The sequence below is a fragment of the Parasphingorhabdus flavimaris genome (assembly GCF_013371215.1).
GTDB classification, from domain to species: Bacteria; Pseudomonadota; Alphaproteobacteria; order Sphingomonadales; family Sphingomonadaceae; genus Parasphingorhabdus; species Parasphingorhabdus flavimaris.
In genome coordinates this window covers 100,770-123,532 of sequence record NZ_JABWMH010000004.1, presented here as the reverse complement: position 1 = coordinate 123,532, position 22,763 = coordinate 100,770, and the positions used below count along the sequence as shown (strand labels likewise).

General features: G+C 58.5%; 24 protein-coding genes. 9 read left to right on the top strand and 15 right to left on the bottom strand.

Translation table 11 applies throughout. The features are described from left to right. Nucleotides 1-201: 201 nt before the first annotated feature. The 4 genes from HUO14_RS13365 to HUO14_RS13350 all read right to left on the bottom strand — a co-directional run bounded on the left by HUO14_RS13365 (nt 202) and on the right by HUO14_RS13350 (nt 5,858). The gene (locus tag HUO14_RS13365) at nt 202-1,008 is read right to left on the bottom strand and encodes a transporter (protein ID WP_176280336.1); all 807 of its coding nucleotides are present in this window, start codon (nt 1,006-1,008) and stop codon (nt 202-204) included. Nucleotides 1,009-1,287: 279 nt separating this feature from the next. After that, nucleotides 1,288-2,217, bottom strand: coding sequence for a retroviral-like aspartic protease family protein (locus HUO14_RS13360; RefSeq protein WP_176280335.1), 930 nt, complete (start codon nt 2,215-2,217; stop codon nt 1,288-1,290). A 120-nt stretch (nt 2,218-2,337) separates the two neighbouring features. After that, nucleotides 2,338-3,288 (bottom strand): retroviral-like aspartic protease family protein, encoded by a 951-nt coding sequence (locus tag HUO14_RS13355; protein ID WP_176280334.1) that lies wholly within the window; start codon nt 3,286-3,288, stop codon nt 2,338-2,340. 59 nt (nt 3,289-3,347) lie between these two features. Continuing rightward, nucleotides 3,348-5,858: a ligase-associated DNA damage response DEXH box helicase gene (locus tag HUO14_RS13350; protein WP_176280333.1), complete on the bottom strand. Its 2,511-nt coding sequence runs from the start codon at nt 5,856-5,858 to the stop codon at nt 3,348-3,350. A 187-nt stretch (nt 5,859-6,045) separates the two neighbouring features. Between HUO14_RS13350 and HUO14_RS13345 the strand changes: the two genes are divergently transcribed. Beyond that, on the top strand, nt 6,046-7,137 hold the full coding sequence (locus tag HUO14_RS13345) for an AI-2E family transporter (RefSeq protein WP_176280332.1): 1,092 nt from the start codon (nt 6,046-6,048) through the stop codon (nt 7,135-7,137). Here the strand turns inward: HUO14_RS13345 and HUO14_RS13340 are convergent. Then, nucleotides 7,121-7,576: a DUF1801 domain-containing protein gene (locus HUO14_RS13340; protein WP_176280331.1), complete on the bottom strand. Its 456-nt coding sequence runs from the start codon at nt 7,574-7,576 to the stop codon at nt 7,121-7,123. The two genes, HUO14_RS13345 and HUO14_RS13340, sit on opposite strands and share 17 nt — an antisense overlap. Before the next feature lie 264 nt (nt 7,577-7,840). Between HUO14_RS13340 and HUO14_RS16445 the strand changes: the two genes are divergently transcribed. After that, nucleotides 7,841-7,963 carry a hypothetical protein gene (locus HUO14_RS16445; protein ID WP_281365411.1) on the top strand — a complete coding sequence of 41 codons (123 nt, stop codon included), beginning with the start codon at nt 7,841-7,843 and terminating at the stop codon, nt 7,961-7,963. 179 nt (nt 7,964-8,142) lie between these two features. Here the strand turns inward: HUO14_RS16445 and pgmG are convergent, their stop codons facing one another. The 3 genes from pgmG to HUO14_RS13325 all read right to left on the bottom strand — a co-directional run bounded on the left by pgmG (nt 8,143) and on the right by HUO14_RS13325 (nt 10,906). After that, the gene (gene pgmG, locus HUO14_RS13335; protein ID WP_176280330.1) at nt 8,143-9,552 is read right to left on the bottom strand and encodes a phosphoglucomutase/phosphomannomutase PgmG; all 1,410 of its coding nucleotides are present in this window, start codon (nt 9,550-9,552) and stop codon (nt 8,143-8,145) included. 88 nt (nt 9,553-9,640) lie between these two features. Next, on the bottom strand, nt 9,641-10,078 hold the full coding sequence (locus tag HUO14_RS13330) for a J domain-containing protein (protein WP_176280329.1): 438 nt from the start codon (nt 10,076-10,078) through the stop codon (nt 9,641-9,643). 3 nt (nt 10,079-10,081) lie between these two features. Next, nucleotides 10,082-10,906: a division plane positioning ATPase MipZ gene (locus HUO14_RS13325; protein WP_176280328.1), complete on the bottom strand. Its 825-nt coding sequence runs from the start codon at nt 10,904-10,906 to the stop codon at nt 10,082-10,084. Between the two features lie 101 nt (nt 10,907-11,007). On the opposite strand from HUO14_RS13325, the gene panC reads away from it, so the two are divergent. Together panC and HUO14_RS13315 are read left to right on the top strand one after the other, a co-directional pair. After that, a complete protein-coding gene (gene panC / locus HUO14_RS13320) occupies nt 11,008-11,847 on the top strand; it encodes a pantoate--beta-alanine ligase (protein ID WP_176280327.1) in 840 nt (279 codons plus the stop codon). Nucleotides 11,848-12,020: 173 nt separating this feature from the next. Continuing rightward, nucleotides 12,021-12,317, top strand: coding sequence for an SEL1-like repeat protein (locus tag HUO14_RS13315; protein WP_176280326.1), 297 nt, complete (start codon nt 12,021-12,023; stop codon nt 12,315-12,317). Here the strand turns inward: HUO14_RS13315 and HUO14_RS13310 are convergent. From HUO14_RS13310 to HUO14_RS13290, 5 genes are read right to left on the bottom strand one after another with little or no spacing between them, the layout of a single operon-like run. Then, nucleotides 12,314-13,471, bottom strand: coding sequence for a GNAT family N-acetyltransferase (locus tag HUO14_RS13310; protein ID WP_176280325.1), 1,158 nt, complete (start codon nt 13,469-13,471; stop codon nt 12,314-12,316). The two genes, HUO14_RS13315 and HUO14_RS13310, sit on opposite strands and share 4 nt — an antisense overlap. An 11-nt stretch (nt 13,472-13,482) precedes the next feature. Beyond that, on the bottom strand, nt 13,483-14,244 hold the full coding sequence (locus tag HUO14_RS13305; protein ID WP_176280324.1) for a glycerophosphodiester phosphodiesterase family protein: 762 nt from the start codon (nt 14,242-14,244) through the stop codon (nt 13,483-13,485). Further along, nucleotides 14,241-14,708: a RidA family protein gene (locus tag HUO14_RS13300; protein ID WP_176280323.1), complete on the bottom strand. Its 468-nt coding sequence runs from the start codon at nt 14,706-14,708 to the stop codon at nt 14,241-14,243. The genes HUO14_RS13305 and HUO14_RS13300 overlap by 4 nt, the downstream gene beginning before the upstream one ends. Nucleotides 14,709-14,720: 12 nt before the next feature. Continuing rightward, the gene (locus HUO14_RS13295; RefSeq protein ID WP_176280322.1) at nt 14,721-15,398 is read right to left on the bottom strand and encodes an HAD family hydrolase; all 678 of its coding nucleotides are present in this window, start codon (nt 15,396-15,398) and stop codon (nt 14,721-14,723) included. Further along, nucleotides 15,391-15,681, bottom strand: coding sequence for a DUF3572 domain-containing protein (locus HUO14_RS13290; RefSeq protein ID WP_176280321.1), 291 nt, complete (start codon nt 15,679-15,681; stop codon nt 15,391-15,393). Before HUO14_RS13290 ends, HUO14_RS13295 begins: the two co-directional genes overlap by 8 nt. 52 nt (nt 15,682-15,733) lie before the next feature. Here HUO14_RS13290 and HUO14_RS13285 point away from each other — a divergent pair, with 52 nt between their 5' ends. Next, nucleotides 15,734-16,102: a response regulator gene (locus HUO14_RS13285; protein ID WP_176280320.1), complete on the top strand. Its 369-nt coding sequence runs from the start codon at nt 15,734-15,736 to the stop codon at nt 16,100-16,102. Nucleotides 16,103-16,120: 18 nt separating this feature from the next. Here the strand turns inward: HUO14_RS13285 and rpmG are convergent, their stop codons facing one another. Further along, nucleotides 16,121-16,288, bottom strand: a complete 168-nt coding sequence (rpmG, locus tag HUO14_RS13280) for a 50S ribosomal protein L33 (protein WP_066741431.1) — start codon at nt 16,286-16,288, stop codon at nt 16,121-16,123. A 195-nt stretch (nt 16,289-16,483) separates the two neighbouring features. Here rpmG and HUO14_RS13275 point away from each other — a divergent pair, with 195 nt between their 5' ends. The 4 genes from HUO14_RS13275 (at nt 16,484) to HUO14_RS13260 (ending at nt 21,814) form a co-directional block, all read left to right on the top strand. After that, nucleotides 16,484-16,819, top strand: coding sequence for a hypothetical protein (locus HUO14_RS13275; RefSeq protein ID WP_176280319.1), 336 nt, complete (start codon nt 16,484-16,486; stop codon nt 16,817-16,819). Between the two features lie 12 nt (nt 16,820-16,831). Next, nucleotides 16,832-17,398 carry a TMEM165/GDT1 family protein gene (locus HUO14_RS16520; RefSeq protein WP_176280318.1) on the top strand — a complete coding sequence of 189 codons (567 nt, stop codon included), beginning with the start codon at nt 16,832-16,834 and terminating at the stop codon, nt 17,396-17,398. A gap of 132 nt (nt 17,399-17,530) precedes the next feature. Beyond that, a complete protein-coding gene (locus HUO14_RS13265) occupies nt 17,531-17,995 on the top strand; it encodes a Dps family protein (RefSeq protein ID WP_246255646.1) in 465 nt (154 codons plus the stop codon). Between the two features lie 303 nt (nt 17,996-18,298). Beyond that, on the top strand, nt 18,299-21,814 hold the full coding sequence (locus tag HUO14_RS13260; RefSeq protein WP_176280316.1) for an autotransporter domain-containing protein: 3,516 nt from the start codon (nt 18,299-18,301) through the stop codon (nt 21,812-21,814). A 156-nt stretch (nt 21,815-21,970) separates the two neighbouring features. Here HUO14_RS13260 and HUO14_RS13255 read toward each other — a convergent pair whose 3' ends face one another. Continuing rightward, nucleotides 21,971-22,636: a cold-shock protein gene (locus tag HUO14_RS13255; protein WP_176280315.1), complete on the bottom strand. Its 666-nt coding sequence runs from the start codon at nt 22,634-22,636 to the stop codon at nt 21,971-21,973. Nucleotides 22,637-22,763: the final 127 nt, after the last annotated feature.

Genomic DNA, 22,763 nt, shown 5'->3' with positions numbered 1-22,763 from the left:
GGGCGAAACCATCGAGGTTCGGGAATAGTTGCGCCGATCAGCGCAATCCGGACTCGCGCAAAACCACGAAGACGCAAAGCGGCTCGATAATACAGAGGATTACACGGATTTTTCTAGCCTTCGTGGCTTTGTGTCTTCGTGCGAGTCATAATATCGTCTCCACTATGCTGCCGGAAAGCACCAGACAAGCGCACCTCTCCCTCAAATTCCGACCCGCAATTTCAACCCGACCCGCGTATCCGGCGCGGCGTCCGACAGGCCGACGGCGCCATCGACGCCGATGCGGACCGAGCGGGTCAGATTGGTGCCGAAGCCCATGTTGATGCTCTGGCTGTCGCCGATACTGGAGGAAGCGGACTGTTCGTAGCTATAGGAAGCGGTCAGCGCGCTGTTCTTGCCGAGCAGGAGATGGCTGCCGGCGGCTCCTGAAAGCGTGTTGCGCGTTTCGAAATTTTCGGGTTCTCCGATGATCGTATAGCTGGCGCCGACGAACGGCACGACCGCGCCCATTTTCCTCGAAAGCTGGCCGGAGACGCCATAGTCGACCTTGCCGGTCCCGAGACCTTTTTCCCGCGATGCGGTGGGGACCTTGACCGACGCGCCGACGCTGGCGTTCACGCCGGAGACGGGCAACTGATAGGCGGCATTGAGAGACAGGTCGCCGATGCCCTCGCGCTTGACCTGACCGTTCTGGGTGCCGCTCGAGCCCAGCAGAGGCGTGCCGAACAGGCCGCCCTGGTTGATGATGACCTCCTGCGGAGCGGTCGAGGAAATATAGGGGAGCGAGGCGGACGCGCTGAACCGGCCTTTGGTCACCGCCACGCCGGTGGTGGCGAAGGTGGTTTCATAGTCCAGTCCTTCGCCGACATCGCCTTCGAGATGGTCAACGCCGGTGAAGAGCTGGAACCGTGTTTCGTCTTTCGGGCCGACATTCTGTTGTTCGCTACTATCCTGAGCGAGCGCAGGGCTGGCGGCGAGGATTATCGGCAAGGTCAGAATAATACGCATATTTGTTCGCTCCTGGAAGAACAGGCAATGCGCCCGGGCGGCGCATGCCTGTCTGTGTGTGGAGGGAACGAAGCGGGGGGCCGGTTTAATCCATAATTTTTTTGGAAAAGCGATTCAGGCGGGTGCAACGAGTGGGAAATATCGTTTCCGGCACGCGCAATATTCTATCCAACAATGGCCGAAAAAACCGTTCTTGGCCCAAACTTTGACAAACTTTGGGACGGTTGGGCGGGAGCGCGTCGCGCTGGCCGGTCCGGATTCGCTCCGGCCATTGCCTGCCTAGTTGAAATAGGCTCTGGCATCCCTTGGCGCGAGAAAATGGATTTTCCGTTTGGGAAAGTCGATCGCGACCTGGTCAAATTTGCGCAGCACGTCCATCCCGAGCAACAGGGTCGGCTTGTTGCCCAGACCGAAGCGCTCGAACGGCGGCGCATCGGCGAAGGCCACCAGCATACTGGCGAAGCGGGCGCGGCCGATCCGGAATTCGCGGACCCTGCCAAATTCAACCCCCAGAGTCTCTCCGGTGACCGCGATCAGCAGATTTTCATCACCCAATTCCCTGGCGCGTCTTCGCAGTCGTTTCTGCAGCGCCAAATTGCCGATCGAAACCTGCGCTCCGGTATCGATGATCACGTTGACCTCGACACCGGCAATCGTCGCGTCGGTAAAGATCAGCTGGCCAGAACGCCGTTTGGCGGTCACCACGATTTCCCGCGACCTGGGCAGGTCGCGGGCATTTTCGGCATCCTCGATGATGATCTGGTTGGCGAGAAAATCGAACAGGATCCGCTGGTCCTGCAGCCCGTCGAGGCCCAATATGCCATCGGCGCCGATATGCTGTGCTGACAGGACGGGTGAAATCAGGCCGCCATAGCTTTTCCGGCCGAGCGTGAGGCTGGGCACGAAAACCATGTCGACCGTCGAGGTGCCGGCAATGCTCATCAAGCTGGCCGGCTCCTCGTCCTCCAGCGCCAGATTGTCGGCGACCTTGCGCGAAATCACGGTTCGCTCCGCGCCGGTATCGATGACAAAGGAGAAAGGGCCGTTTCCTTCGATGCTGACCGGCACGGTCATCCGCTTGGCGCGGTCCTGCTCGATACCGACAATCTCGCCGACGGGATCGGTCAGGCTGTCGGGCGCGACCGGCTGGCCGAGCGGAACGGGATAGGCGAGCGCCAGCGCGGATGCCAGAATGGGGGGCATGCTCATCAAAAAGGCCGACATATTATCTCCGATCTGTTTGCTCCGGGCCGCATCAGCTTAGGCTCCGGCTTGGGGCTTGCCACAGGGATAGCATAAACGCCTGTCTGGTCTCGACCAACAACGTCGCTAAACTCCCTCCGGCAGCAGGAAATAGATTGTCCGGTTGGCGAAATCGATCGCCACCCGGTCGAATTTGCGCAGCGCGTCCATGCCCAGAAACAGCGCCGGTTTCTTGTCCAGTTTCAGGGCCTTGAACGGCGCGATATCGGCGAAGGCGATCGGGATCACGCCAAAACGGGCGCGCCCGATCAGCAGCTCTTCGGCGACACCATAATCGGCCGCTACCGAGCGGCCGGTGACATCGAGCAGATTGGTCTGCTGCAGCGCGGATGATTTCAGCCGCAACCGTCTTTGCAGCGCCTTGTTGCCGATAGACAATTCGCCGCCGGTATCGATGATCACGCTGGTCCTGACCCCGGCAATCGTCGCATTGGTGAAGATCAGCTGCCCGGAGCGTCGTCTTGCCGTCACCACGATTTCCCGCAGCGACCGGCTGCGCAGCTTCTCGCCGGTGTCGCCGACAGAAATCTCCTTGGCGGCAAAATCGAACAATATCCGCTGTCCCTGCAGGCTGTCGAGCCCGAGGACGCCGTCGGCACCGAGATTGGCCGAACGGAATATCGGCGAAACCAGGCTGTCATAGCTGCGCTTGCCCAGGGTCAGGCTGGGGACATAGACGGTCTGTACGACGGTCGTGCCGGCCAGCGAGACAATCTTGACCTCGTCCTCCAGGTCGAGCGCCAGCGCGCCTGCAACCTCTCTGGACAATATGGTGCGCTGCGATCCGGTATCGATGATGAAATCATAAGGCCCGCCCTCGGCGATGCTGACCGCGACGGTCATCCGTTCGACTTGGTCCTGTGCGATCGCTATCTGCTCTGCATCGGGGTCGAGAAACTGCTCGGGCATCGCATCGGCGATATAGGCTTCGGTTTCCGGTTCGACCGGAATGGCCACGGCCAGCTGGCTCGCGAACAGCGAGGCGCAGAGCGGAAGCAGCATGGCTGGACAGGTCATGGGCCCACTATACGCCAAAAACCCCGTCCTTCCTAATCCGGCACCACCGGAACGGACCTCTAGTCGATTTTCATCGCCTCGTTGATCAGCGATTCCGCCTCGATCAGCAGCGCGTCGTCGGTCGCCCCCTGCGCCACATGTTCGCGCCCGATCATCACCAGCACCGGCACCGCGAGCGGGCTGACTCGCTCCAGCTCGACATGGATTATCGAGTCCGCCGCCCGGTCGAGCAGGTCGCCGAGCCGGCCGACATCGGTCATCCGTGCCCTCGCGTCCGCCCAGGCCGCCTGCATCAGCAGATGATCCGGCTCATATTTGCGCAATACGTCAAAGATGAGATCGGTCGAGAAGGTCACCTGCTTGCCGGTCTTGCGCTTGCCGGGATGCTGGCGCTCGACCAGCCCACTGATCACCGCCACCTCGCGAAAAGCGCGCTTGAGCAGATGCGATCCCTCGACCCAGTCGAAAAATTCCTCCTCCAGGATGTCGGCGCTGAACAAAGGGCGGGGATCGGTGACCGGCTCGACGCTGTAGCAGGCCAGCGCATAATCATTGGCGACAAAACCGACCGGCTTGAGCCCGCGATCCTCCATCCGCCGGGTAAGCAGCATGCCGAGCGACTGGTGCGCGTTCCAGCCTTCGAAACTGTAGGCGACCATATAATGCAGCTTCTTGTGCGGGAAGGTCTCGACCAGCAATTGCCCCGGTTCGGGCATGACCGAGCGATGGTCCTGCATCTCCAGCCATTCGCGGACATCGTCGGGAAAACGCGACCAGCCGGCCCGGTCGGTCAGGAAAGCGCGCACCCGGTCGGACAAATGGGTGGTAAGCGGCAGCCGCGCGCCGCCATAGCTCGGGATCATCGCGGCTTTCTTGGCCGCGCGGACGATCACATCGCTGGCATCCATCTTGATCAGCTCGAGACTCAGCCCGGCGAAGAAAAACGTGTCGCCGACCGACAGCATCGCGGCAAAGCCTTCCTCGACCTTGCCGAGATTGCGGCCATTTTTGAAGCGGACATTCATCATCGCGCCGTCGACGATGATCCCCGCGTTGAGCCGGTGCTGGGCGGCAAATTTCGGATGGGTCAGGGTCCAGATGCCCTTCGCATCCCGCCGCAACCGCTTGAACCGGTCATAGGCCTTGAGCGCATAGCCCCCGTCGCGGGTGAAATTGAGCACCCGCTCGAACTGCTCCTTCGACAGGGCGCTATAGGGCAGGGCGCTTTGCACCTCGTCGAGCAGATCATCCTCCTGAAACGGTCCGGCGCAGGCACAGCTCATCACATGCTGGGCGAGCACATCGAGCCCTCCGGCGCGAAACGGCTCACCATCGCGGCGCCCTTCATTGACCGCATCCAGCGCCGCCTGCGCCTCGAGATATTCAAAGCGGTTGCCGGGAACCAGCAGCGCCCGGGACGACACATCCAGCCGATGGTTGGCGCGGCCGATCCGCTGCAGCAGCCGCGAGGAACCCTTGGGCGCGCCCATCTGGATAACGCAGTCGATATCGCCCCAGTCGACCCCGAGATCGAGCGAGGCGGTGCAGACCAGCGCCCGCATCTTCCCTGACGCCATGGCGTTTTCCACCTTGCGCCGCGCCTCGCGCGACAGGCTGCCGTGGTGGACGCCGATCGCGAGATTATCCTCGTTGATATCCCACAGCTTCTGGAAGGTGAATTCGGCGAGAAACCGCGTGTTGCAGAAGACCAGGGTCATCCGGTTCCTGCGTATCTGCTCCATCACCTGCGGGATCGCATAGGTCCCGGCATGACCCGCCCATGGCACGCGCACCGGATCGCCTTCGGGCGTTTCGGGCAGCATGATCGACAGGTCCGCGGGAGCACCTTCCGCTCCGAGTACGTGTTTCACGCTGTCGATATCGCCATAAGGCGCCAGCCAGGCGCGGAAATCATCCGGTTCGGCCACCGTCGCCGAGAGTGCGACGCGCTGTATCTCCGGCGCAATCTTCTGCAACCGCGCCAGCGACAGAGCCAGAAGGTCGCCGCGCTTGCCGGTGGCGAAGGCATGGACCTCGTCGATCACCACCCGCCTGAGACCGGCGAACAGGGTGAGGCTTTCGGGCTGGCTGAGCAGCAGGTTGAGCGATTCCGGGGTGGTCAGCAAAATCTGCGGCGGCTTGACCCGCTGGCGCGCCTTGCGGCTGGCCGGCGTATCGCCGCTGCGGGTCTCGACCGTGATCGGCAGGCCCATTTCCTCGATCGGCGTCAGCAGGTTGCGCTGGACATCGACCGCGAGCGCCTTGAGCGGCGAGATATAGAGCGTATGGAGATCATGCCGTTCGTGCTGAGCCTGTCGAAGCACCGGCCTTGGCGCAATCGACCCTTCGGCGGGCCCAGGGCTAACGGATGTCTCTTGCTCGCCTTCAACCAGATCAACAAGCGTGGGCAAAAAGCCCGCCAGCGTCTTGCCCGCCCCGGTCGGTGCCGTCAGCAGGGCGTGGCGTCCCGCCCGGGCCGCCGCGAGCATTTCCAGCTGGTGCTTGCGCACCGCCCATCCGCGCGAGGCAAACCAGTCGGCCAGAATCGGCGGGATATTGTCGTCGGCCATTGTGCTGATATTGCTCCGTTCTACCTCCCGCCGATACGCTCTCGCGCTCCCGCAACACTATAGATAGTGTAGAAATCCCGACTGGCAATGACGTCTGATCCTTGCCCGCCCTGCAATATTCCCGTATCCGCTGGCCAAATAAGGTGAAACGCGGTTGCGCGAGCGGACCCAATAAGAGCGACATATTATGGACAATCGGGAAACATCGAAAAAGCGTGTCGAATGGGGATTTCTGATCACGCTTCTGGTGATAATCTCATTGGCATTTGGCGTTCTGATCGAACCGTTTTTCGGCGCTATCGTCTGGGGCGTTGTTGTCGCGGTCCTGTTCCGCCCGGTCTACGAGCGCCTGTTGTCCTATCTGCCGGGCCGCACCAATCTGGCTGCGGTGATCACGCTGCTCCTGATATTGTTGCTGGTCGTGGTACCGACGATCCTGCTCGGCATGGCCCTGGCCCAGGAAGCGGCCAGCATCTATTCGCGGATCCAGGACGGTGAAATCGATTTCGGCGCGGTGTTCGAGGCGTTTGAATCCTCGCTTCCCCAGTGGATGCAGACCCAGCTGGCGGCTTATGGCTATGATGATTTTGCCGGGATCAGGGAAAAGATCGAACAGTCGATTTCCGCGATTCTCGAATTTCTCGTCAGCCGGGTGCTGAGCGTCGGGCAGGGGGCGTTCCAGTTTCTGCTCAGCCTTGGCGTCATGATGTACCTGACCTTCTTCCTGCTGCGCGACGGGCGCGCATTGGCCGAACGGATCGAGGATATCATCCCGCTGGGCGCGGAAAAGCGGGAAATATTGAGAGAAAAATTCCTCGTCGTGATCCGTGCAACGATCAAGGGCAGCCTGATCATCGCGATCATCCAGGGCACTCTCGGCGGTCTGGTATTCTGGGCGCTAGATATCCGCGGCGCCTTGCTATGGGCGGTATTGATGGGGATATTCTCGTTGATCCCGGCGATTGGCACCGGCTTTGTCTGGGTTCCCGTCGCGCTCTACCTGTTTATCACCGGCGCTATCTGGGAGGCTGTGGTGCTGGTTCTCTGCGGCGTGTTCCTCATCAGCATGGCCGACAATCTCGTACGGCCGATTCTGGTCGGCCGGGATACGCGGATGCCGGATTATGTGGTGCTGATCTCGACGCTTGGCGGGTTGCAGCTGTTCGGCATAAACGGCATCGTGATCGGCCCGCTGGTCGCGGCGTTGTTTATCGCGATCTGGGGGATTTTCTCCGAAATGCACCAGGACAAGAGCGAGATCGTCAAGGCCGGGGATTGACCGGGTCGGCGCGAGAACGGGCCGCCTGGCCGGAATCGCGCAGATGATAGGTCAGGGCCATGGCAAGACAATGGCGGATCGCCTCGACCGGCAGCTCGTCTTTGACATCCAGCACAACCGCACGATTGCCGTCAAAATTGAGCCTGTCCCGATATAGCTGCCGATAGCGTTCGACCAGATCGGTCTGGCAATGGACATAGAAAGCATATTTGTCGTCACGCTTCTTGTGACGGTTGATCCGGATCGTCGTTCCCGCTCCGGTGGCCGACGTCAGAAACGCCGGCTCACCCCATTTGAGCGTTTCCTCCAGCGGCCCGATCGCCGGATTGTCACCAGCGACCTCCAGCACCAGCTGCCGCAGTGCGATCAGTCTTTCAGCCAGGGCATCGGGAAAGTCTTTCCAGGCAGCAAGCGTATGTTGAGGAATTTCATCCGTCATTCGCACCCATTATCAGCAGATCGGCGGATTTGTCACGCGCCCCGGATCAGCCGACCTCGCCGAGCGCCGGTGGGAGCTCCCGGACCAACACATGGGGAAATTTCCCAACAGTCGGGATCGAATGTTGGCAGCTCTTTTCAGAATTACGCCTAAATCATTGTAAAACAGCGAAAGATAAGAACTGGCACGCACTGTGCAAAGCTATTCCCATCTTCGCTGACAGATATTGCGAAGCCCAAATTTAAACCGTGAAGGAATTACAAAATGTCGAACATCAATATCCAGAACCATGTCGCCGCCGCTTTCGCCGCTGTTATCTCTGCTGCCGTTCTCGTCGCTGCAAGCGTCGGTCCCGCTGTTCAGAATAGTGCGTCACTGATCGCATAACATAATTCAACCCAAGGAGAATATCATGCCCCGCTTCACTTTGCGTCAGGAAATCGCCGCCGGTATCGCCGCCATGTTCTGCTCGGCAATATTCGTAATCTCGTCGGTCGGTCCGGCGACCAATGGCGCAACCTTGATCTGACAAAGGTCAGCCGGTTTGCACCGGACCGTCCCGGGAGCTAGTGCCCCGCCTGCTCGCCGCGCTCCAGCCCCGACAGTGCCAGCTGCTCGTCAATTTGGGCCATCAGCCGGTCCAGTCCGTCATGCGATTTCGCTTCGGCCCGGGCAACCAGTACATCCTGGGTGTTGCTGGCGCGCAGCAGCCACCAGCCGTCTTCGGTATTGACCCGCGCACCGTCGGTATCGTTCACCTCCGCCCCGCTGGCCGACAGTCGCTCGAGGACTTCGTCGATCACCGCGAACTTGCGGCTTTCATCGACCTGAAAGCGCATTTCCGGCGTGTTGATCATCTCGACCATGTCGCTGCGCAGCTGGGTGACCGATTTGCCGATATTGGCCGCCGCCTGGATCAGGCGAATGGCGGCATAGGGCGCATCGTCGAAACCGTAATAATCATGTTTGAAAAATACATGGCCGCTCATCTCGCCGGCCAGCGGTGAGCCGGTTTCCTTCATCTTGGACTTGATCAGGCTGTGGCCCGTCTTCCACATCAGCGGTTTTCCGCCGAGCTCGGCGATCCGGTCGTATAAAGCCTGCGACGCTTTGACGTCAGCGATGATGGTTGCGCCGGGTTCGCTTTTCAGCACGTCCTCGGCAAAGATTTGCAGCAACTGGTCACCCCAGATCACCCGGCCCTCGCCGTCAATCGCGCCGATCCGGTCGCCGTCACCATCGAACGCAACGCCGAAATCCAACCCTTTTTCGGCGACCAGCGCCTTCAGATCCTCGAGATTCTTTTCTTCCGTCGGGTCGGGATGATGGTTGGGGAAAGATCCGTCAACCTCGGTGTAGAGAAGATGATGTTCTCCGGCCCCGCGCTCGGCGAGCAGTTTTGTCAGTTTCTCGATCACCGGCCCGGCGGCGCCGTTGCCGCAGTCCCAGCCGACCCTGAACGCGCCGCCGGTGAAATTCTTCAGCAGGCGTTCGACATATTCGTCGATGATGTCGATCCGCTCCACCGATCCACTGCCGCTATCCCAGTCACCCTCTGACGCCATGGTTCCGAGTTTCAGGATATCCGCTCCGAAAAACGGCCGACCCTGAAACACCATTTTGAAGCCGTTATAATTGGCAGGATTGTGGCTGCCGGTAATCATTATGCCGCCCTGGACCGATTCCAGTACGGATTCGGCATAATAAAGCATCGGAGTGGGGCCCATTCCGACAGAAACGGCATTGATTCCGGCATCATTGAGACCGCGGATCAGCGCGTCCTCGAGCATCGGCGAGCTGGTGCGTCCGTCAAATCCGGTGGCGACCGCGCTGCCGCCGTCGCGGGCAATCAACGTCCCGAAACCCCGCCCGATAGCATAGGCATCCTCTTCCCCCAGCGTCTCTCCGATGATCCCGCGAATATCATATTCACGCAGCGAAGAGGGGTGAAAATCATGTGTGGGGGGTGAAGTCATGATGGGGTTCCCGGATTGTTGGATTTGCCCGATTGTAAGGGGCAAATGCCTATAAATCCAGTCTTTCCGTCGGTCCGGGCGGGCGTGGTTACCGGCGTCCGGATGCTTCCAATTCTTCCAGCAGCAGGTCCCGCGCGCGGTTGATCATCTGTGCCAGATGCTCGTCCCCGCCATTGTCGGGATGATGTTCCGCCAGCCGTTCCTTCCAGGCGGCGTTGATCTCGATAAATCCGGCATTATCGCTTACGCCCAGCAGCGATCGGGCCCGGTCGAGTTCAAAATTGCGCGGCTTGCGCTTCGGTTCCTCGATTTCGTCGCGGGCCGGTATCAATATCCGCCAGCCGCTCAGAAAAGCCGCGCCGGCAATCATCGCTCCGCCCATGATCCATCCGCCGCCGCGCAGGAAGTTCGCACCCACCAGCGCCATCACCAGAGCCAGCCACTGGTTGGGAGTCATCGTCTTTGCCTTGCCCGACAACACCAGCCAGGCCAGAATGGCGCCGCCGAATATGAGCAATGGCACCATCGGTCAGGCCACCAGCTGTGGCTTGGAGCGGGCAGGCTTGTCGTTATCCGGCAGCTGCTGCGCGGATTGCGGCAGGGCAAGATGCTTGATCAGTTCGCGCAATTCCTGACGCGCCGCCAGATGGCTTGTTGCCAGACGGCCGAGATGCTTCTTGTCGAGCATCGTCAGGCCCGAAGGGAAAAGCTCGCGATAAATGACTCGCTCGCTGAGGCCCGGGATGATCCTGAACCCAACCCGCCGCGACAATTCGGTCAGCGCGGCAACGATCCGCTTCATATTATGCGCTTCGACATATTGGGTCCGGTTTCTCAACAGCACCCAGTCGATCGTATTGCCGTCGACTCTGGCCCGTTCCTTGCGCGCGTCCCAGATCAGTTCCGCGTAAAAGCTCAATTTGCGGACCTTGTAGGTTTCCGGGTCGACTTGCCCGATCAGGTCGAAATCGACAAAACTGTCATTGATCGGCGTGACCAGTGTATTGGCTCGGGTTGCAACATAGCGGGCATATTTGTCATCGCGGCCGGGCGTGTCATAGAGCAGGAAATCAACCCCCGCAGACATCCGCTCGATCAGCTGTTGGAGCCCCGCCAGATCGTCCCCGTCGAAGACATCATAGAATGGCTGCGGAATATCGATATTCAGCCGCTTCATCGTCGCGTCGCGGTTTTCCAGATAGCGATAGGATGTCCGCTGGCGCGGATCGAGATCGATGATCGCGACCTTGTGGCCCTGATAGGCCAGCGCCACCGCAACATGTACGGCGGTGGTCGACTTGCCGGTCCCGCCCTTTTCATTGGCAAAGACGATATGGTGCGCGCTGCTGGTCACGTTTTGGTTTCTATCCCTGTTCTTGGCCCTTGCGAAGGGCTGTTCATCGTCGCATAGCCTACCAGAGCTTTACAGAAAAATCTAAACGCAAAGAGTGTTCCATGCAAATTGTTCGACAGCTAGATCCGTTGCGCAATGCCTTGGCGGAGTTTCGCGCAGCGGGGCTGACAATCGGTCTGGTCCCGACAATGGGAGCGCTGCACGCCGGACATATGCGGCTGGTCGAAGTGGCGCAGAGCCAATGCGATGCCGTGATCGCTTCGATTTTCGTAAATCCGACCCAGTTTGGCGAGGGTGAGGATCTAGATGCCTACCCGCGTCAGGAAGCCGCCGATGCTGCCCTGCTAGAGGCTGCGGGCGTGAAACTGCTGTGGGCGCCAACCGCTGATCAGGTCTATCCACCCGGCTATGCCACGAATGTCAGCGTGAGCGGGATCAGCGACGGCCTCTGCGGGGCAGCGCGTCCCGGCCATTTCGACGGCGTCGCCACGGTGGTTGCCAAATTGTTCAATCAGGTCCGGCCCGATGCCGCCTTTTTTGGCGAGAAGGACTATCAGCAACTTGCGGTTATCCGGCGGATGGCGCGCGATCTTGATTTTTCCCATGAAATCGTCGGAGTGCCCACCGTTCGGGACGCCGATGGACTGGCGCTGTCGTCGCGCAATGCCTATCTGACCGCAGAAGAAAGAGCCGATGCGGTTGCGCTTCCCGAAACGATGCAGGAAGCTGCAACAGCGATAGCAGCGGGCAGTCCTGTTGCTGATATATTGTCGGACGCAAAGGCGCGATTACTGCGGTCGGGATTTCACAAAGTCGACTATTTCGAACTACGCGACGCCGATACGCTGGCTTTATTGGATGATTTTACAAGATCTGCCCGTCTTCTTGCGGCCGCTCATATCGGCCGAACCCGTCTGATCGACAATATCCCCGTTTCATAGGGGCTGCGCCACCGATTCGTTAACCATGCAATCGCGTGGATCGGTGCGAAATCGTGGCGCATTTCCGCGATATGCTTAATTTTCCGCAATTCGCGTTAACCATTCCTTTAGGAAATTGCGGTGAAAGTCGTCCCGTCGCCATTACTTGCGGCAACAAAACAGGGACTGACAATATGGGCAACAGCATGAAAAGCGCGGCCTTTCTGATAGAGAGCCGCCTCTCGGACGCAGCAAAAGGCAGCAGCAATGCATATTTTGATCTCGGTGTGATCTATTCGACCGGATCGGAGGGCGTCGACGTTGATCTGGTTGAAGCCCATAAATGGTTTAATCTGGCGGCCTTGTCCGGCCATGACGAAAGCAAGGTCTGCCGCGCAGAAATTTCGCTGGACATGACAGCGCGCGAAATTGCCGAAGCGCAGCGGGAAGCGCGCAGCTGGTTGCAAGACAACACACGCCGCGCCGCTTAAGCTGAATTCGGTCTTTTAAACGGCCCCATTTCGGCCAGAAATTCAATGTCGGCAGCGACTGCCTGCCGCTCGCGTTCCAGATAGTCGGCGATCGCCGACCTAAACCCCGGATCGACGATATAATGCGCTGACCAGGTCGGCACCGGTTGATAGCCCCGCGCCAGTTTATGGCTGCCCTGCGCCCCTGCTTCGACCGTCTTCAATCCCCGCGCTATGGCCGCGTCAATCGCCTGATAATAGCAAATTTCGAAATGCAGAAACGGGATTTCCCGCGTGCAACCCCAATAGCGCCCGTAAAGCGTCTCTTCGCCGATGACGTTGAGCGCCCCGGCAACCGGAATGCCGTCCTGCATCGCAAAAATCAGCAGCAGTTTGCTCGCCATTTTCTGGTGCAGCAGGTCAAAGGCGGTGCGGGTCAGATAGGGCTGGCCCCATTTGCGCATCCCGGTGTCCTGATAAAATTCCCAGAAATAGTCCCAATGCTCGGGCTGAATATCGTCCCCCGTCAGATGAACAATCTCCACGTCTTCCCGGGCCTTGACCCTTTCCCGGCGGATAGCCTTGCGTTTCCGGGAAGATAAGGCAGCGAGGAAATCGTCGAAACTCTGATAGCCGTCGTTGCGCCAGTGGAACTGGCTATCGGTGCGGATCATCCACCCTGCTTCCCGAAAATGGTCTAGCTGGTCCTCGGTAACAAAGGTTGCGTGGACCGACGAAATGCCGTTGTTCCGGGCGAGTTGTTCGGCTGCTTTCAGCAGTGGCACGGCCAGAGCCCGGTCGCGCAGCAGCAGGCGAGGCCCTGGCACTGGCGAGAAAGGCGCGGCGATCTGGATCTTCGGATAATATTGGCCACCAGCCTGTTCAAAGGCGTGGGCCCATTGCTGGTCGAATATATACTCGCCCTGGCTGTGGGATTTGAGATAGCTGGGCAGGCAGGCCGCGATCTCGCCGGCACCGTCTTCGATGACGATCGGCAGCGATTTCCAGCCGGTGCCCGGGCCGACGCTTCCCGACAGCTCCATCGCGGACAGAAATGCATGGGAAACAAACGGATTGTTTGACCCGGCACAGGCGTCCCACTGGTCTGCCGGCAGGCTGGCGATGTCATCGGCAACGCGGGCGTGAATTTCGGTAGCAGCAGGGGAATCGGACATTGGGATCGATACTATCCGCTTTGCGGCAACTCATAAACCGGTTCGTCGGCATATAGTGACGCGCTTTTCTCTTGATCGGCCGACCGTACCGTCCAGGTCACCACCGGTAATCCGCGGACCCGCTGCGAAGCGGCAAAGCGGGAGGGCAGGTCGCGGATGTCGTAAGCCAGAAAATCAGGCTGCGCTGTCCAAAGGTTGCGATGGCGGGCGATCCGGCCGCGCCAGTTCTTGCTATCCTCCTCGGTGACCACCAGCCCGCGAACGACATGTGCTGCATTCTTGCGAAACCACGCGCCGACCAGCGGGTTGAAAGACATGACCGCGGCCTTGCCGCCATAGCCTTCCAGCGCCCGGCGGACCGACAGGCATAGCGGGCCAACCAGCATGTTGCGCGATTTGATTTCGATCAGGATCGGCACCCGTCCGGCAACCTGCGCCAGCGTTTCGCGCAAGCGCGGTATCTTGCCATGCCCGCCGTTCAGCTGGATTCCGTCAATATCGTCGGCGCGCAATCTCCCGATCGCGCCGCTCTGAGCGGTCAGGCGGTCCAGCTCATAGTCGTGGAAGACAAAGGCGCGGCCATCCTCGGCTGCCTGGACGTCGCATTCGATTCCATGGCCCAGTTTGATCGCGGCTTCAAAGGCGGCGGGACTATTCTCGAGCACGCCATCGCCATGCAGACCGCGATGGGCATAAGGCTGGCCCTTCAGGAACGCTACGCGTTCGGGCGCCGGGGCAGGCGCCAGCAGATTGTCCAGCAGCGCCGCGATCACTCGGGTTTCAGGGCAATTATGGCGTCGACCTCGACCGCAACGCCGAGCGGCAATGACGAAACGCCGACCGCGCTGCGGGCATGCTGTCCTCCAGCACCAAAAATCACCGCCATCATGTCGGAACAGCCATTGGCGACCTTGGGATGGTCGGTATACTCCGCCGTACTGTTGACGAAGACGCCGAGTTTTACAATCCGGTCGACACGGTCGAGCGATCCGGCCGCTTTCTTGATCTGGGCCGCGATCATCAAGGCACAGGCCTTTGCGGCCTGCTGGCCTTCTTCGAGAGACATGTCGTCTCCCAGCCGTCCGGTAATCAACTTGCCATCACTCATCGAGACCTGGCCGCTGATATAGAGCAAGCCGCCCGCTTCAACCGCCGGAACATAGGAGGCTACCGGAGCAGCGGGTGTCGGCAGCTCGATGCCCCTGGCTGTCAGGGCGCTTTCAATATTATCGGTCATAAGGCAAATCTCTCATGCATGGTTGGCGGGGTCAAGCTCTTGCGATGACAGGTCCATCGCCGGAGCCGGTTCGGCATTTTCAAATTTGTCGGATATCCAGGAAAGAGCGTCTCCCCAAAGATCGATACGCGCATTGGCGGCCGGATTTGTAATGATATGCTTTGCCAGGATCGGCTCGCCGACCATCTGCAATCGCCAGACATCGGGCGCATGTTTGGCGACACTGCCATGCTGGTGCCCGAGGTCGTCGACAAAGACGGTGACCGACGGTTCAAATTCCTCGAGGATATTGGCCAGCAGTTCGCCTTTGCCGCCCTGATTGGTGTAAACGGGAAAATCGATGCCGACGGCCTTGAGCTGTTCCGCCCGCGCTTCGCGGCGATCATCCAGCAGGTTGGTCAATATGACGACATCGGCGACTTCGCCGAGCTTGTTGATCGACTCTACCGCGCCTTCTATTGCGCCCTGACGATACATTTCGGTGTCGAAAAATTCCTTCAGCATCGGCCAGATCTGCTCGGGCAGGACCTGAGTCCCATCATGTTTGTGGCGCAACGCCTCCGCGAAATTGCTCCCGTTCTCGAGATCGAAATGGATGTGCTTGTCGCTGTCCAGCCATTGCTGGAACGGCACCACCATATGAAGCAGGACTTCGTCGCAATCGCTGATCAGAAGGGGCCTGTTACTCATAAAAATCTCCGGGGGCGTTAAGATGATGTGCGGCGGCAGCCAGTTTATCGGGTGCGATACCAATGGCCTCTGCACAGGCAATCAGATCGGGTTCGTGATTGGCGAGAAAGCCGAGCAAGGACGCCAGCATCGTCGGGTCCTCGAGACCTGACCTGAGTTCGCGCGGGTCCAGTCCGGTCAAAGCGAGCAGCCGCTCCGCGCGGTCCTGGTCCTGCAGCACCCAGCCGAGCGCCTGCAAGGCGATGATGTCGGCATCGGGTCCGAGATTGGGATTTGTTTCCATTGCCGCTTTCGCCTAATGGGTCGGCAACAAGTTTGAAAGGGCAAAACCGGTCGTGGCAAAAAGAGTGTTGGTGGTCGAGGACAATGAGTTGAACCTCAAGCTGTTTTGCGACCTGCTGCGGGCCCATGCTTTTGTCGTCGAGCCGGTCAGCGATGGTCGCGAGGTGCTCGAAAAGGCGCGCAGTTTCGTGCCGAATCTGATCGTCATGGATATCCAGCTGCCGCATGTCAGCGGCCTGGAGCTGATCGAGCAGATCAAGAAAGACGCTCAGCTCAAGATCATACCGATCATGGCTGTGACCGCTTATGCCGGCAAGGGAGATGAAGACCGGATATTGAGCGCCGGGGCCGAAGCCTATGTCTCCAAGCCGATATCAGTCGCAAAATTCATCGAATCGGTGCAGAAGGTTCTGCACCGTTAAAGTCGGATCAAAAGCGGTTTACTTGATCTTGGCTTCTTTGAATTCGACATGCTTCCGAACAACCGGATCATATTTGCGCTGCACCATTTTCTCGGTGAGATTCCGCGGGTTCTTGCGGGTTACATAGAAAAAGCCTGTGTCCGCCGTGCTGACGAGTTTGATCTTTACATTGGCTGGTTTCGCCATGGTGCATTCCTTAAGGCAGAAGCTGAAATAAAAACAGCGACGCATCGGCGCCGCATCCGTTCCCGCGCTAATGGTGAAAATGCCAGCCAATGTCAAGAAAAAGCCTGCGCCGCTATTCTGCCGAAAAACGCCGCGCCGTTTACCTGTTCTTAACCATGTTTTTCCTATGATATCACTGGAACAGGGGCAGTTGCGATGAACCATGATCAGAATCTATTCGTACAGGCAGAAATGCATGCCTTGCTCGACGAATTGCCGGCGGAACTGATAGTTCGGCATCCGGTGCAGTTTCTGATGCATCTGGACCATGTCCGGCAAAAGGCTACCCAACATCATCTGACCGCTCTCCATGATCTGAGCTGTGCGTTGGAAGCTGCCCTGCAGCCTGCCATCACAAACGGTGGCGCTACAACCGTTGTACGCTTCTATCTGGAAGCAATGCGGTCGACTCTCGACTGCGAAGAGATCAGCCCGGCGATGACCGAAGCGTTGATGGCCAATGTGGCGCTGCGTCTTGGCGGCCAGCCTTAGCCGCATAGAATAGTGGATGCGTTTCTAACCTCGCTTTTCGCCATGGCCCTGGCCGAATTTGGCGACCGCCCCCAGATTCTCTGCGCCGCTCTTGCAATCCGATATGGCCGTGTATCCCCTGTCCTCTGGGGACTGGGTCTGGCAACGCTCTGCAATTGCGCGATTTCCGCGGTGGCCGGATCTGCGGTCCACCAGTGGATCAGCGAAGACCCCCTGCAACTTTTCTACGCTCTCTCCCTGATCTTTGCCGGAATCGGCATGGTGGCCTGGCGACGACCGACCGACCTGCTCGACGACTGGAGTCTTGGGCCGTTCTGGACTTCGTTTCTGGGCCTGTTCATCCTGCAATTTGGTGACAAGGGCCAGTTCATCCTGGCTGCCACCGCCGCGCGGACGGATATGGCATTATTTGCGGCAGCCGGTGGATGGGTCGGGGTGATGATTGCCTGTGTGCCGGCTATTCTCTTGCGGCGGCGGCTGGCCGATGCGATTCCGATTGCCAAGGTCCGGTTCGTCGGGGGCGCTGCGTTCCTGTTGGTCGGCGGCATATTGGCGCTCAGCGCGTGGGGAATTGTCTGACTAAGTCAGTCAGTTGCTCACTCAGGCCCTGTTGATCGATATCCTCAATCTGTGACAACCAGATTTCCCGTTGGAAAGCCACTCCGGGCGCGCGTATTTCTTTGCCATATTGAAATGAACAGGAGAAAGACAATGACCACCGGGGACAATGCAAAAAAGGCGGTAGCGGAAGCACTGAACGGCATTCTGGCGGACAGTCTCGCGCTCTATCTCAAGACCAAAAATTTCCACTGGCACGTTTCGGGGCCGCATTTCCGTGATTATCATCTGATGTTTGACGAACATGCCGCGCAGATACTCGGCACCACCGACCTGATTGCAGAACGGGTTCGCAAAAACGGGCATCGCACCCTGACTTCCATTGGTGATATCGCCAAACGACAGAGCCTTTCCGATAATGATGACAGCAAGGTCGCGGCGTCGGACATGCTCGCCGAGTTGCGCGCGGACAATCTCAAACTCGTGGCAAAATTGCGCGACGCAAAGGAGCTCGCCGGCGAAGCGGGCGACAATGCGACCGACGGCCTGCTCGACGACTGGACCGATCAGGCCGAAGAACGCGCCTGGTTCCTGTTCGAAATTGCACAGAAAGATTGAGCCAGGACATAATAACAGTCGGTGGACGAGATAGAATTCGTCCACCGAATCGAATTATCGCCGCCGCCCGTCAATGTAACGGGGTGGCGGCGAAAAATGGCCGAAATTGGCCAATAACTGTTGCGTAATAATCACAACTGTAACGAAAGTCATGGCTCCCCTTTGAAGAAAGTCACGGAAAACCGCCGTTTCTTCACCTTATATTAATGTCCTGAATAAGTTTCGCTTTGATTCGGCTGGAAAAATCACGCAAAGCTATAACTTGAGTCTATTCCGGCTGGGCATTTTAGGGGACATTATTCCATGATCAAGAACTTCGGACGAGCCACACAATCTGTACTTTTGCGGACCGCAGCAACGGGGGCAATAGCTACTCTCGCTCTGGCAACCCCTGTTCATGCGATTGTGCCCAACGATAATTTCACCCCTACCGATATTATTGATGAAACCGGCGCAAACGGCGTCGGGATGTTCTTCCGCAATGACGGTTTTGTCTGCAGCGGTACCTTGATCAATCCTCGTACTGTGTTGTTTGCTGCTCACTGTGTTAACAGCAACCTCGAGAGCGATTTCTCCGAAAATGGCCTTCGCTCTGCATTCTCCTTCGATGACAATGCGCTTCCCGGATTTGTTGACTGGATCAACAACGGCTTCGCATCAAACCCCGATCTGTTTGTCTACAACATCAGCCAGATCTATTATCATCCTGATTCCCTCGTAGATCCGAATGCGTTTGGATTCCTCGAAGCTGATATCGCACTCGCTGCTCTTGATGATCCAGCGCGGGATATTCCGACCTGGGCATTGCTGTTCTCGCCGCTGCCGACGCCCGACGCGATCAGCGACGAAGACGGCACCGGCTATCACGTAAACATAACAGGCTATGGCCGGTCAGGTAGCGGCACGACCGGTGCGTCTCAGGGCATCGACTGGCGCCGCCGTGCAGCCGAAAACATGCTCGGTTCGCTGACGTCATTTGATGACCGTAACCAGTTCCTCTTTGGCGATCCTTTCGGTGATCTCCCGCAGGTTCTTTATCGTCTGGACTTTGACGATCCGAACAAGACAAACCCGTTTGATTTCAATCTTTACAAAGATGAGCCGCGTGTTCGGGAAGCAACGACGGCAGGCGGAGACTCCGGCGGCCCCTTGATTCTCGATGCCGCCAACAACAGCCTCTCGGACGAAGATCTCCAGATCGGGGTTCTTTCCGGCGGTTCGCGGTTCTTTGGGCCTCAGGTCTTCAGTTCCTACGGCACGGAAAGCTTTTATCAGCCACTGTTTCTCTTCGCCGACTATATCGCGGCCACGAATCCCTATCGCTATGTCAGCGCGAAAGCTGGCGATGGCGCATGGGAAGACGCAACCCACTGGCAGAGCGATCTCGACCCTGCCTATCGGATCATCGACGCGGACGGTAATGTCGTAAACGGTTTCCCTGGCACACAATCAGCGGGTCGTACTGGTGACAGTCCTCAATTTGGCGAAGTTTGTTTTGATCCAGAAGGCGCTAATCCAGGTGATGGCTGCCAGGATCTTGCGACGGGTGATGCGACTCCTCCCGCGCGGGAAGGTTCGGCTCCGACGCCAGCACCCGCTTCCAATATTGGCGAAGCACGGGTTCCAAACGCGTCTCCGGTTGTTGTAGCATCTGCAGAAGCAGAGGCTACTGCGGTTATTTCGCAAGTCGCTTCCGCCGGACGGCCAACAATCGCTGCCAATGCTGCGATCCGTGGCGAAGCCATGATCGTTGAAAATGTCGCGATCAGCGGTGGCGCTTCGTTGGTCGAGAATGTCGCGATCAGCGGCGGTGCAACACCGGTCGCCCTCGCTTCTTCCGATGGCGGACCGGAAGCCGTTGAAGAGCAGCCCCACGCGCCTGGCGATCCGCAACCGGCGCCAACCATCGAAAACGGGCTAGCCGGAGCGACCGACTTCATTCCAGACAACGTGGATTCCGATATAGACGGCATCCTGGCAGGACGGCGTTACTTCGAAGTGACGCTTAATCAGGCTGGCACGACAACCCTGAGCAGCGCGCGGACGATCGATCGTCTGAATGTTGGCGGAGCGGCCGGGCTCGTGATCGATAGTGCCGGTAGCCTGACTCTCGAAAACGACGGCAACCAGACGGGTGGTCGTGTTGCAGTCAATGGCATGTTGACCAGCGCCTATGACTACACACTGTTTTCCGGGCTGCTCTCGGGCACCGGTACGGTGAATGCTCCGTTTGTAACCAGCATCGCGGGGGGCATCGCTCCGGGCACGATGGGTACCATCGGCACGTTGACGATTGACGGAAATCTGATTCTGGCTTCCGGATCAACCGTTCTTGCCGACCTTGGAGCAACCGGAAATTCCGATCTGCTGGCCGTGACCGGTGAAGCGAACCTTGGTGGTAATGTCGGATTGGGTCCGGTTTCCGGTTTCCAGACGGTGACCCCGAGCACCTATCGCATTCTAACGGCGGATGGCGGGGTGACCGGCCAGTTCGATGGCGTGGCAAACGTATCGGCCGTCCTGCTTTCCGAGCTTATCTACAGCGCAAACGCGGTCGATCTGACAGTGAGCGCGCAGAGCTATCAGAATGTCGTGGATGGAACGGACCCTCTGCAGGTTAGCTATGCAGCGCTGATGGACCGCAATCGCGGCAACGTTGCCACTGCCGGTCTGTTCTCTGTTCTGGACTTCGCGGATGCGGCAACCATTCAGTCCACTTTCAACAGCTGGGCGCCGACTACGGAATCGACGGTCCAGTCCATGGGTCGCGGGATGTTGGGCAATGTTGCCGGTTTGCACCAGAACAGAATCAGCATGGCGGACCGTTCCTCGAACGGAGGTACGGTGGCCGTTATCGGTCGTCCGATGCAACTGGCCGCAGCATCTTTGGGTGGCATGGTCGCGAACGGCTCTGCTGTCCTGAGCGATGCAGCTGCAAGCGCCGATGATACTGTAATGCGCTCCGGCGGCGTCAATGAAGACATGGCGGTCTATCTTGCCGGCGGATACGTGAACGGTGATGGCGGATCGATGCCGCTCAGCAATCCGGGTGCCGGTGCCGACGGAGAAGATGAATTTGACGGCTTCTTCATCTCCGGTGGCATCGAATATTATCTCGACGAGTCGTCCTTCATCGGACTGTCTGCATATTATTCGGACATCGATGCCACGGTGGCATTGGGCAACACCGCGCAATCAAAAGCCATCATGGGTTCCGTTTACGGTCGCAGCAAGACCTTTGGTGACCTGATACTGGATGCGCGGGTGACATTGGGTACATATAATGTCGAAACGTTGCGCAACGTGACGCTTGGTGCACAGACATTCGGCCTGACGACCGACGATGACAGCCTGGTGTTCGGTTCCGAAATCGGATTGTCGAAAGAACTGGATCTTCTTGAATCAATCGTTTCTCCGGGTATCCGTGCCCGGGCAGCGAAGATCAATTTCAGCAATGTTAGCGAACAAGGCGGCGGACCGGCCCTGGCGATTATTCGGCCAGACTATGCCAGTATCCAGGGCCTCGCAGGCGTGGAATTCAAATCGAAGCCGGGCAATAAATTGCAGCTGCGCGCTTCGATGAACTATGTCCACGAGTTCATGGACAATCCCAATGCATTTGCCGCAAATTTTGTCGGCGGAAATGGCGCAGTGGTGCCGTTCCAGCTGGTAAATGCTGATAAAAACTGGGGCGAAGTCGGCGTCGGCTTGCGGTACAACGCCGGTAACATCTCGTTTGATCTATCTGCCGATTCCACGGTCGGTCGGTCGGACGTCTCCAGCCAGGTATATTCGGGCGCGGTTACCTTCCGCTTCTAGAAACCGGACACATTGAAAAGCCCGCCGGAACGCGCGTTTCGGCGGGCTTTTCTTTGTCTGTTGCCCGGCACCGGTCTCGATGTCCTTCGAGCACATAAAAAAAATAGCGGACCCGAAGGCCCGCTACTCATGATTTCCTGAACAAGATCTAACCCGCTATTTTGCGGTCAAATTCACTGCAGCGGTTTTCCCGCGCTGGTCTACTTCGAGTTCGAATTCGAGCTTGTCGCCTTCTTCCAGCCCGCGCATTCCGGCGCGTTCTACGGCTGAGATATGGACAAAAGCGTCCGGCTGGCCGTCATCACGCTGGATGAAGCCGAAGCCCTTGGTGCCGTTGAAAAATTTGACCGTTCCGGTCGCTTTTTCTCCGGTAAGTTCCCGGCGGGGCGCGCCGCCACCGCGCTCTTCGCGAGCGCTGTTCGTAACTTCGATCAGATCGCCTTCGATCTGTATGTCGGAAGCCGAAACCTTGCCGCCACGGTCGACCAGCGAAAATCGCAACGTCTGACCTTCTGCGAGCCCTTTCAGGCCTGCGCGTTCGACTTGGCTGATATGAACAAAAACATCCTCGCCACCACCGTCTTGCACGATGAAGCCAAAACCCTTTTGCGCATTGAAAAACTTTACTGTTCCGGTGCTTTCGCCGACAACCTGGTCTGGCATACCGCCACCGCCGCGTCTGGCGCCGCCGGAATCACTGTCCGGTCGCGTATATCTCTCTACGGGCGGACCGCTATCACCTTGGTATCCATCGAAGTTTTCGTCACCGAAGCCGTCGCGCTTGTCCCGGCCTCTACCTCGCCGGTTTCTGTCAAAACCCATTCTTAAATCGTCACTTTCAATTCGCCCTACCCAATAATCCCAATGCTGCAGCGGACGATTTCCAAAGCATTGTTCGCGCGAATCTAATTGCCACGCGTCTCAACTATATAGAAAAACAGACGAATAA

Bases quoted from the DNA above. Each gene is read 5' to 3' on its own strand.
- HUO14_RS13265 (WP_246255646.1), top strand. From the start codon at position 17,531: ATGACCACCGGGGACAATGCAAAAAAGGCGGTAGCGGAAGCACTGAAC.
- HUO14_RS13360 (WP_176280335.1), bottom strand. From the start codon at position 2,217: ATGAGCATGCCCCCCATTCTGGCATCCGCGCTGGCGCTCGCCTATCCC.
- HUO14_RS13275 (WP_176280319.1), top strand. From the start codon at position 16,484: ATGAACCATGATCAGAATCTATTCGTACAGGCAGAAATGCATGCCTTG.
- HUO14_RS13255 (WP_176280315.1), bottom strand. From the start codon at position 22,636: ATGGGTTTTGACAGAAACCGGCGAGGTAGAGGCCGGGACAAGCGCGAC.
- HUO14_RS13295 (WP_176280322.1), bottom strand. From the start codon at position 15,398: ATGAGTAACAGGCCCCTTCTGATCAGCGATTGCGACGAAGTCCTGCTT.
- HUO14_RS13310 (WP_176280325.1), bottom strand. From the start codon at position 13,471: ATGTCCGATTCCCCTGCTGCTACCGAAATTCACGCCCGCGTTGCCGAT.
- HUO14_RS13355 (WP_176280334.1), bottom strand. From the start codon at position 3,288: ATGACCTGTCCAGCCATGCTGCTTCCGCTCTGCGCCTCGCTGTTCGCG.
- HUO14_RS16445 (WP_281365411.1), top strand. From the start codon at position 7,841: ATGTCGAACATCAATATCCAGAACCATGTCGCCGCCGCTTTCGCCGCT.
- pgmG (WP_176280330.1), bottom strand. From the start codon at position 9,552: ATGACTTCACCCCCCACACATGATTTTCACCCCTCTTCGCTGCGTGAA.
- panC (WP_176280327.1), top strand. From the start codon at position 11,008: ATGCAAATTGTTCGACAGCTAGATCCGTTGCGCAATGCCTTGGCGGAG.
- HUO14_RS13345 (WP_176280332.1), top strand. From the start codon at position 6,046: ATGGACAATCGGGAAACATCGAAAAAGCGTGTCGAATGGGGATTTCTG.
- rpmG (WP_066741431.1), bottom strand. From the start codon at position 16,288: ATGGCGAAACCAGCCAATGTAAAGATCAAACTCGTCAGCACGGCGGAC.
- HUO14_RS13300 (WP_176280323.1), bottom strand. From the start codon at position 14,708: ATGACCGATAATATTGAAAGCGCCCTGACAGCCAGGGGCATCGAGCTG.
- HUO14_RS13350 (WP_176280333.1), bottom strand. From the start codon at position 5,858: ATGGCCGACGACAATATCCCGCCGATTCTGGCCGACTGGTTTGCCTCG.
- HUO14_RS13340 (WP_176280331.1), bottom strand. From the start codon at position 7,576: ATGACGGATGAAATTCCTCAACATACGCTTGCTGCCTGGAAAGACTTT.
- HUO14_RS13315 (WP_176280326.1), top strand. From the start codon at position 12,021: ATGGGCAACAGCATGAAAAGCGCGGCCTTTCTGATAGAGAGCCGCCTC.
- HUO14_RS13365 (WP_176280336.1), bottom strand. From the start codon at position 1,008: ATGCGTATTATTCTGACCTTGCCGATAATCCTCGCCGCCAGCCCTGCG.
- HUO14_RS13260 (WP_176280316.1), top strand. From the start codon at position 18,299: ATGATCAAGAACTTCGGACGAGCCACACAATCTGTACTTTTGCGGACC.
- HUO14_RS13290 (WP_176280321.1), bottom strand. From the start codon at position 15,681: ATGGAAACAAATCCCAATCTCGGACCCGATGCCGACATCATCGCCTTG.
- HUO14_RS13330 (WP_176280329.1), bottom strand. From the start codon at position 10,078: ATGGTGCCATTGCTCATATTCGGCGGCGCCATTCTGGCCTGGCTGGTG.